This window comes from Phyllobacterium sp. (genome assembly GCF_037994425.1).
Taxonomy (GTDB): domain Bacteria; phylum Pseudomonadota; class Alphaproteobacteria; order Rhizobiales; family Rhizobiaceae; genus Phyllobacterium.
In genome coordinates this window covers 1-8,380 of sequence record NZ_JBBNAM010000302.1, presented here as the reverse complement: position 1 = coordinate 8,380, position 8,380 = coordinate 1, and the positions used below count along the sequence as shown (strand labels likewise).

Annotated in this window: 10 protein-coding genes; 8 read left to right on the top strand and 2 right to left on the bottom strand. The window is 59.0% G+C overall.

Going from position 1 to position 8,380, the window contains the following annotated elements:
* Positions 1 to 669 precede the first annotated feature (669 nt).
* From AAAB35_RS20650 to AAAB35_RS20635, 4 genes are all read left to right on the top strand, one after another.
* The gene (locus AAAB35_RS20650) at positions 670 to 903 is read left to right on the top strand and encodes a hypothetical protein (protein WP_340670150.1); all 234 of its coding nucleotides are present in this window, start codon (positions 670 to 672) and stop codon (positions 901 to 903) included.
* Positions 903 to 1,070: a DUF3604 domain-containing protein gene (locus tag AAAB35_RS20645; RefSeq protein ID WP_340670149.1), complete on the top strand. Its 168-nt coding sequence runs from the start codon at positions 903 to 905 to the stop codon at positions 1,068 to 1,070. Before AAAB35_RS20650 ends, AAAB35_RS20645 begins: the two co-directional genes overlap by 1 nt.
* A 969-nt stretch (positions 1,071 to 2,039) precedes the next feature.
* A complete protein-coding gene (locus AAAB35_RS20640; protein WP_340670148.1) occupies positions 2,040 to 2,459 on the top strand; it encodes an Hsp20/alpha crystallin family protein in 420 nt (139 codons plus the stop codon).
* Complete coding sequence (locus AAAB35_RS20635) at positions 2,452 to 2,916, top strand: Hsp20/alpha crystallin family protein (RefSeq protein WP_340670147.1); 465 nt, start codon at positions 2,452 to 2,454, stop codon at positions 2,914 to 2,916. Before AAAB35_RS20640 ends, AAAB35_RS20635 begins: the two co-directional genes overlap by 8 nt.
* A gap of 176 nt (positions 2,917 to 3,092) precedes the next feature.
* On the opposite strand, the gene AAAB35_RS20630 is transcribed toward AAAB35_RS20635, so the two are convergent.
* Positions 3,093 to 3,275 (bottom strand): hypothetical protein, encoded by a 183-nt coding sequence (locus tag AAAB35_RS20630; RefSeq protein WP_340670146.1) that lies wholly within the window; start codon positions 3,273 to 3,275, stop codon positions 3,093 to 3,095.
* A 762-nt stretch (positions 3,276 to 4,037) separates the two neighbouring features.
* A complete protein-coding gene (locus AAAB35_RS20625; protein WP_340670145.1) occupies positions 4,038 to 4,928 on the bottom strand; it encodes a GntR family transcriptional regulator in 891 nt (296 codons plus the stop codon).
* A 133-nt stretch (positions 4,929 to 5,061) separates the two neighbouring features.
* Here AAAB35_RS20625 and AAAB35_RS20620 point away from each other — a divergent pair, with 133 nt between their 5' ends.
* The 4 genes from AAAB35_RS20620 to AAAB35_RS20605 all read left to right on the top strand — a co-directional run.
* Positions 5,062 to 6,105, top strand: coding sequence for an ABC transporter permease (locus AAAB35_RS20620; protein ID WP_340670144.1), 1,044 nt, complete (start codon positions 5,062 to 5,064; stop codon positions 6,103 to 6,105).
* A complete protein-coding gene (locus AAAB35_RS20615; RefSeq protein WP_340670143.1) occupies positions 6,102 to 6,875 on the top strand; it encodes an ATP-binding cassette domain-containing protein in 774 nt (257 codons plus the stop codon). The genes AAAB35_RS20620 and AAAB35_RS20615 overlap by 4 nt, the downstream gene beginning before the upstream one ends.
* 72 nt (positions 6,876 to 6,947) lie before the next feature.
* Positions 6,948 to 7,862, top strand: coding sequence for a sugar ABC transporter substrate-binding protein (locus AAAB35_RS20610; protein WP_340670142.1), 915 nt, complete (start codon positions 6,948 to 6,950; stop codon positions 7,860 to 7,862).
* 66 nt (positions 7,863 to 7,928) lie between these two features.
* Positions 7,929 to 8,380 (top strand): alcohol dehydrogenase catalytic domain-containing protein (locus tag AAAB35_RS20605; protein ID WP_340670141.1); only part of this gene is annotated, 452 nt, incomplete at its 3' end.

Sequence of the window (8,380 nt, the reverse complement as noted above, 5' to 3'; positions counted from 1 at the left end):
ACGGTTCCTGCGGCTCCCGCCAATGAAGAGCCTTCGTCGCCAGCGTCAGGAAGAGCTTGTTGTCGTTCGCAAGCTGCTCTTTCGTGGGCAGCTTCTTGTCGTCGGCCGCAAGAGCGGGCAACGCACTCACAGCGCCGATCAAGAGTGAAAGCGTCAACAGAGTTCCGCGCATCGTCGTCTCCCCTCAAAGGTCAAAATAACTGCACCCGCCATCTTGATGTGGTCAGCAAGCGAGGCTTAGTACCAGGCGACAAATATACTTCACTGCGGAAAACCGTCTCGCAAATATTTGCTATGTGAGCGCCGGCCGCCTTTGGGTCGTCAGAATGCATATCCCGAAGGAACGCCATGGGTGATGCAGGCCTTCTCGGGCATTGTCGATCCGGACTTGACCTGTGGCGGGCTCGAAGGTCTCGGCTCGTAGCTCAAACTTGTCGACGGTTGGAAATTCCGGGTCAAGGTGATCGACGAGGACCTGACGATCAAGGCAGTCGATGGCGTCGCACATATCGTCCAGGACGATCTGGAGAATACCTATGACGCCTGTTTTGAAACCGCGTGCACCTACAAGCCCTGAAGCGCGGCGGCTGCGCCCACTGGCGACTGGCGGATCCACAAGAGGCGTTCATATAGATTGCGCTCAAGAAATGAACCGGAGGGGAGACGACCATGAAACAAAACAGATATAGCGCAGCCCTCCCGCGGCTGACGGCCATCGGACTCGTGCTTGCGACCGGCGTCTTCAGCCACTTCGCCGCTGCCCAGGATGCCCCTCTGACCGATGGCGCAATAAAGAACATTGAAGAGCAAAAGCGCGATTATTCGCCGTGCCCGGACCAGCATTTCCCCAACCGCGTCCTCTGGGGCGACACCATACCCGCCTCTCGTTTGACGACGGCCTGATGGGCACCACTTTGGGGCCGGAGGAGGCTTATCGCTTTGCCCGCGGGGAAGAGGTGTTGTCCAACTCCGGCCAGCGGGCGAAGCTCAGCCGCCCGCTCGACTTCCTCGTGGTGTCCGACCACGCCGAATCCCGGATCGACAGCCAGAGCCAAAAGCCAGCCGCATAGAAATTCTCTCGCCGCAGTTGCCGCGCCGCCTTGATCAGCAGCCGGCGCGAAATCTCGCGCGCGCCGCCGATCGTCCGCGCCTCTGGCGGAAGCACGCGGCCTTAACCGGATCATTGCCTTGCGGTTGGGTGGAAACTGTATCAGCAGGACGGCAAAGTTGGCTGGATGTAGCGAAGCCCAGCTGAAGCGAGTATGGAGCAGATAGCCCAAGGCGAACCGAGCCCTCTGAGGGACTCCCCGTTATCTGCCCACCGCCGAGCTTTGCGCTAATAGTGGCGGAAATTGTCTCCACGTCGCGCCGCCGCGGCGCGACATTCCCGGACCAGCAGGTGCTCCCCTTCGCAGCTGAACTTCCGTCTTTGCTTTTGTATTCACCGCTTCAGGAGCAGGAGGAGAGCTTATCTCGGCATCCACAAAGCCGGCATACCCATGGCAAAACTGCTGCGCCCTTGATCCACGTCAATGTGAGATTGCAACTTACCTAATAAAGATACCCTGCATATCAAACAAAAACGGCTGTAGGGAACACTATAAAAAGTTGCCGTGTCATGGACACCCTCTACGCGTCTTGTAAGCGCGACGAGGCGGCGGATCGTTCGCGCAGGTAGGCGCTAGAGTCAATTTTTCTGAATCAACCTAGGGAGGAAATTTAAGTGAAACTTCCACATTCGGGCTTTGATCCCTTCAACCACGTCAAGTTCCCGAACTGTCGCGACACGAGATAACCATCCAACGAGCTGTTCGAATTGATTCAGATCAAAGCAACAAAGTGCCTATCTGTGCATTCTTCTTCATCGTCATGCGGAGACAAACTGGCCATACACCAAAGTTCAGAGCTGGAAGTGACCGCGGGCTCGGTACCCGTCGCTCTATGGCGCACCGCCGATGGGCGATGAAGGGCGGGGATGGCCCAGCTGTACAACGAGGGAACCCGAGGGCCTTGCGGCGCGGCTTTCCGAGGAGGAGACAATGATCGCACGAATGCTATTCGGCGCAGACCCGTTCCGCAACATACGCCGCCTCCAAGACGAAGTGAGCCGACTGGAATTCCCGGCGGTGAATGTCTTCGTAAACCAGGACGGCGTTATCATCACCGTCGAACTGCCTGGGGTAAGATCAGAAGACTTGGACATCTTGATACACAGAGATTCCGTTACGCTCAGCGGAGAGCGGCAAACCGAAACTGAGGAAGCCCGGCGGGGATACCACCGGCGTGAGCGTCGTCGTGGCCGGTTTGTCCGGACCGTGTCATTGCCGTTTGTGGTCGATCCGAACAAGGTTGAAGCGGATCTCGTCAATGGCGTATTAACTCTGGACCTTCCTCGGGCCGAAGAGGACAAGCCCAAGCGCATTAACGTGAAGGCGAGCAAGGAGGCGGGCCGTGGCTAAGCGAGAGATCACTAGAGCGGGAACGAAGGGGAGCAAGCAGTCTCAGGCCATGCCGACTAGCCAACCGGAGCTGGAGGGCAAGCTGTCCGCGGAGCAGGACGCGGGCGAGCGGACCCATGAGCGGCCGGTCTTCGTACCCTGGGTTGACATTTACGAAACTGAAACGGGCCTTGTCGTCGTGGCGGATCTGCCTGGCCTCAGCCCGGAGGGTCTGGAGGTCACGTTGGAGAAGCGGGTGCTGTCGATCTATGGCCGCGTCGAAGAGGATACGCCCGCGGGCTACAGCCAGGCCTATCGCGAGTATGAGGTCGGCGATTTCGAGCGGCAGTTCACTCTCTCCGGGGATTTCGACATCAATGGAATTGACGCCAGCATGAAGGACGGTGTGCTTCACCTCGCCATCCCGAGAGCTCCGGAGGCAGCTGCAAAGCGTATCGAGGTTAGATCGGTTTCCTGACATCAGGCGAAAAGTCGGGCCAATCGGCCGGAATGTCCGGCAATCCCGGGTTTTGGTGAAGGGTCTCGTGTACGAGACGATGAGGGAAGTCGTGTAGACCCCCTGCCATCCTTTTTTCAGCATTAACTCCGCGCCAATTGGCGGTCGGGCGAGTTATGTCGCAGTGCGCAAGAAGATTAAGGCACGTTCTCCTGTTCACGTGCCCGAAGCAAAGCTTCGATCGCTGCCTGTATTTCAATCAGATTCTTGATTGGTCCTGGGTTTGCGCCGTTTTGAGTAATCTGCAAAACTTCTTGCCGCCGAGACGATATGAGCTCCTTTATCGCTGCGTCAATTTCGTGCACATGCTGCTCTGCCATTCTAGCCTCCTCGATTTGAAACCGCGATAAGAGGCCTGCACGATGGCTGAAGGAAGTCGATGCTCATTTCGCGCGATCGCCTCAGGCGATAGAGCAAGGCCCAACCCGCCGGTGCTTTGTGATAGGTGAGGCCGGCATGGGTCTACGGCCTATTCGTTACCCCACCGTTCCTTCCACTCCCAATTGAACTTGGAAAGCTGTTCTACTGGAACATCGCGCGCGGCGATATGGCCAAACCCATGTCAAGAATGTCTGTCTCAAAACCGTAACAATGCCTTCCGCGAATGCCATTGCAGGGATTTGAATTCTCGCGGTTTCAAACGGTCTACGCATTGATCTGGGTCAATGCGACAAGCGACCTATTCCCTGAACGCTCGAAGTTCATCCGCGTCGAACGAAGCGCCGAGCGGGTATTGCATCTGGGCTGGCATCCACTACCACTTGAGAACTTGGCCGGCGTGACACTCGGCAAACGGATCGGGATGCACATCAAATGAAGTGATAAAAACCGCCTGACGCTAGAGATCCTATCAACTTGATTTACAGAGTCCAAGCCAGGGTTAAAATGTCTAGATTGGTGCTATCGTCCTTGTATGGTCAGATGCCGCGTATTGGTATTCCCGCCTCCTGAGCACATTGGGAGGGTGACGCAGCCTATCGTGCGATTTCCCAGGAGCCGGCAACTGCTTTCACCCGGCCACCCCGATGGGTGAGGGAATCGAGCGTTGTCTACGCCATTTGAACGGCACACAGGGGGGAAGCTCAGGCCGCCCCCTGAAGCGAGCGGATCAACGTCGTTCGCGCCGAGGTCATGTGGCGCAGGCACGTGCGCTCTATTTCGTGCGTGTCTGCGCTGAACAGTGCGTCGATGTAGGCGAGGTGCTCGCCGATCGCTGCCTCGTTGCGCTGCAGTTCATCTTTCTTGTTCCACTGGTAGTGGTAGTGGAAGATAAGGGTGATCACGTCATAGAAGTCGTCGATGAAACGGTTCGGCGCAGCGCGATTTATGAGGCGGTGCAGGCGATTGTCCAACCGCGAAAAATCGTGGAAGCGCCGGCCGATTTCCAACAGCAACTGTTGGTGCGCCATCTTCAGTTCGGCAAGTTCCGTCCACAAGGGGGATTCATCGGGTAGTTCAGCGAAGAGGACAGCCGAGCGCAACTCGAACATGACGCGGATCTCGAAAAGTTCGAGCGCGAACTCCTCGGTGAATCCCTTGAAGAGCCAGCCTGAATTCTGCCTTTTCTCGATGAGCCCGAAGCGGCTGAAGCGGATCAGGAATTCTCTGACGCCGGTGGTTGCCACGCCAAACTGCCTCGCCAGCTGCAGCTCGTTGATGAGCGTGCCTGGCTGGGTATCCCCGCGCAGCATCCACTCCATGAACTGTTCTTCGACATGCTGGCGTTTCGACGTCGTCTCCGGATCAGGAAAATAATCGGATTCCTGAATGGGTCTGCCCGCCGTCGGACCGTTGCCTGACGCCTTTATGCCGCGGACTTGAAGCTCGCCAAGCACCTTGCGCACGGTAGTGCGGCTGACGCCGATCCTTGTACGCAGAGCGTTCTCGGAGATAGCGCCGATGTCGGCATCGCCGGCGTCCAGCAGTTGCAGTGTGCGGTTGAATGCTTTCTTGAAAACTGAATTGGGCTTCACAAGTTTGCCTGTCTTTTTTGGGTTGCTTATTACTTATAAAAAACAACTTGACGTTCGTCCAGCCGTGCGGCTTTTTATCGATAAGAATACAAGCCCCAGGTTGCATTGTCATCAGGAGGTTGTGTTGACGGGCATGGACAAACCACTTGAACGAGAAGTCGCTGAACCGCGCGCCGCCGCTGTTGCGAACAGCGATAATATCGCGGTGGCCGTCGGCCTCAAGTTGCTCGGTGCCGGTGCTGTCCTCATTTTGATCGGTCTCGTTCTGGTCTTAAGCCTTCTGTCGCCATACTTTCTGTCGCCGCGCAATCTCGGCAACATCCTAGCGCAGACCGCGGTGATCTGCGTCGTCGCGATGGGACAGCATCTGGTCATTCTGACCAAGGGGATCGACCTTTCGGTCGGATCGAACCTCGCACTGGCTTCGGTGCTCGGGGCGCTGAGCTTTCACGCCGGCGCTTCGACGCTGATGGTCGTTTCCGTCATGGTCGCGGCCGGCGCCGCCGTCGGTGCCGTCAACGGACTGTTTTACGTCTACGGACGCCTGCCGCACCCGTTTATCATCACGTTGGCGACGCTCAGCATCGCCAAAGGCATCGCCCTCCAGCTTGCCGACGGCCGCGCCATTCCAGGGATGCCGCCAGCCATCCGGAGCTTGGGCCAAGAGGCGTTTGCCGGGCTTCCCGGGTCGGTGTTCGTGGTAGCGGGGGTTGCGGGGCTGATGTTCGTCCTTACACAGTCGACGGTCTGGGGCCGCTGGATGTATGCCGTGGGTGGCAGGGCCGACGCCGCCGTCCGCATGGGCATCCCCGTTTCCGCGGTCTTGGTTTCGACCTACGTCATGTCGGGAACCTGCGCAGGCATAGGAGCCGTACTTCTCGCCGGCCGCACCGATGCGGGATCGCCGCTATTCGGCAATCTACTGGAGCTCGACACCATAGCCGCGGTCATCATCGGCGGAGCCAGTTTTCTCGGGGGTCGCGGGCACATCGGCCACGCCTTGATCGGAGCGATCATGATCGGCGTAATCCGTAATGCCCTCAATCTCCTGAACGTCGGGGTGTTTTACCAGCTGATCGTCATCGGCGTTGTCATCGTCGTCGCCGTCGAGGCTGACGTCCTTCGCAACCATCTCGAGTCCCGCATGCGTGTGCTGCGGGCGGAGACCGGACCATGACACAGCACCAGCTCGCCGCACATCAGCAACATCCCGTGTTGTCCGTCCGCGGTGCTTGCAAACGTTTCGGCTCGGTGGTTGCGCTCGACGACGTCAGCATTGACGTCCATCGCGGCGAGATCCTCGCCCTGCTCGGAGACAACGGCGCGGGAAAATCCACGCTTATCAAGTGCATCAGCGGCGTCCACCGCCTGGACGCAGGCGACGTCGTGATAGAGGGCGCGGCCAACGTTCTACGGTCGCCCGCCGACGCGCGGTCGGCCGGCATCGAGACTGTCTATCAAGACCTCGCGCTCTTCGACAACCTAACTCCAGCACAGAACTTCTTTGCCGGACGCGAGATCGCCGGTCCGAGATGGCTACCGCGCGCCATTCGCTTCCTCAACAAGCGGAAGATGGACGAACAGACGCGCTCGTTGATCCAGTCTCTCAATGTGTCGCTGCCCCACCTCGACGCGTTGGTGGCATTGATGTCCGGCGGCCAGCGCCAGGCCATCGCCGTCGCGCGCTCGGCGGTCTTTGCCCGCAAGGTGGTCATCTTGGACGAACCGACTGCGGCGCTCGGTCTGCGCGAGTCTCGCAAGGTGCTCGACCTTATCGGCGCGCTGCGCGACCGCGGAAATGCGATCATTTTGATCACCCACAACATGGAGCACGTGACGGAACTGGCCGGTCGAGCCGTGGTGCTTAGACAAGGGCGGAAAGTCGGCGAGCTCGTTCCGACACGCGACAACAAACAGGAACTGGTCTCGATGATCGTCGGGGCTTAAGCCGAAAAATTGCGGGTTCGAAAGGCGGCCGCGAGGAGACCGTGCAGGGCCCGCCAAAACAGGGAGGAAGCGATGAGATTGCAGTTCTTGATGGGGCCGGCGCTGGTCGCCGTGATGGCAAACCCAACGGCAGCCGCCGAAAGCGTGAAGATCGGGCTGATCACCAAATTTCCGGTGCCGTTCTATTCGACGATGGAAGAGGCGGCCAAAAAATACGCTGCCGACCACCCCGGGATCGAGCTCGTCACCGGCCAAGGTCAGTCGGCAACAGACATCGAAGGCCAGATCGCCCTGATCGAATCGATGGTCACGCAAGGCGTCAAGGGATTGGCGATCACGCCAGTTGATCCCACCGTCGCACCGGCGCTCGACAAGGCCGTCGCCGCCGGCATCAAGGTGGTGCTGGTCGACAACAGCATCCCTGGCTGGAAGGGCCAGACGGCCCTGGTGTCCACCAACAACCTCAACGGCGGCAAGATCGCCGGCGAGTTCCTCAAGACCAAGCTCAAGGATGGCGACCAGATTGCCATTCTCGAAGGCGTGCCGGGCGTGCCGGCGCTGGACGAACGCGTCACCGGGATGATGGAGGGTTTGGGCGGCGTCAAGGTCGACGTCGTGGCCAAGGGCGCTACCAACTGCACGCTCGAACTGGGCACCTCAGTTACCGAAGACATCTTGACGGCCAATCCGGACCTCAAGGCGATCTACGCGGCCTGCGGCCCGCCCATTCCCGGAGCCGTCAAATCGCTCGCCAATGCGAACATTGCCAACGACAAAATCATTCTTGTGGGTTTTGACGCCTGTTGCGGCGAACTTGAAGCGATCAGGGCCGGAACGGAAGATGCGAGCGTCGCGCAATATCCTGCGAAGATGGGTGAGCTTGGCATCGCGACCGTGGTAAAGGCCATCCATGGTGACCCGGTGGACGCCAACGTCGACACCGGAGCGGGGCTTGTCACGCCGGATAACGTTGAGGATTTCGAATAATCCCGAAGCGCCCGCCGGATTTCCGGCGGGCTCTTCCAAACCTATTTGCACTCAAGGATCGACACGATGAAGGCCGCTGTCTGTGTTGCCCCGGGCAATCTGGTACTCGAAGATCGTCCGGAACCCAAAATTCCGCCTAAGGGATGGGCACTTCTGGCGGTAGAGCAAGTCGGCATCTGCGGCACGGACTTTCACATTTTTGAGGGGAAGCATCCGTTTATTGCCTATCCGCGCATCATGGGGCACGAGGTTTCCGGTAAGGTGATCGCAGTTGGCGACGACGTCGGCATTCCCGTCGGACAGGAGGTCTATGTCAATCCATATCTTGCCTGCGGCGAATGCGTCGCGTGCCGTCAGGGAAAACCGAACTGCTGCGTCAAAATCGAGGTGCTCGGCGTGCACCGCGACGGTGGTATGTGCGAGCGGATGCTGGTTCCCGCCGGCAATCTCTATCCCACGGCCGGGCTCTCGCTAAGCGACGCCGCGGCAGTGGAATTCCTGGCCATCGGCGCGCATGC

Coding starts and splice junctions, on each gene's coding strand:
- AAAB35_RS20650 (WP_340670150.1), top strand. CDS start 670: ATGAAACAAAACAGATATAGCGCAGCCCTCCCGCGGCTGACGGCCATC.
- AAAB35_RS20645 (WP_340670149.1), top strand. CDS start 903: ATGGGCACCACTTTGGGGCCGGAGGAGGCTTATCGCTTTGCCCGCGGG.
- AAAB35_RS20640 (WP_340670148.1), top strand. CDS start 2,040: ATGATCGCACGAATGCTATTCGGCGCAGACCCGTTCCGCAACATACGC.
- AAAB35_RS20630 (WP_340670146.1), bottom strand. CDS start 3,275: ATGGCAGAGCAGCATGTGCACGAAATTGACGCAGCGATAAAGGAGCTC.
- AAAB35_RS20620 (WP_340670144.1), top strand. CDS start 5,062: ATGGACAAACCACTTGAACGAGAAGTCGCTGAACCGCGCGCCGCCGCT.
- AAAB35_RS20615 (WP_340670143.1), top strand. CDS start 6,102: ATGACACAGCACCAGCTCGCCGCACATCAGCAACATCCCGTGTTGTCC.
- AAAB35_RS20610 (WP_340670142.1), top strand. CDS start 6,948: ATGAGATTGCAGTTCTTGATGGGGCCGGCGCTGGTCGCCGTGATGGCA.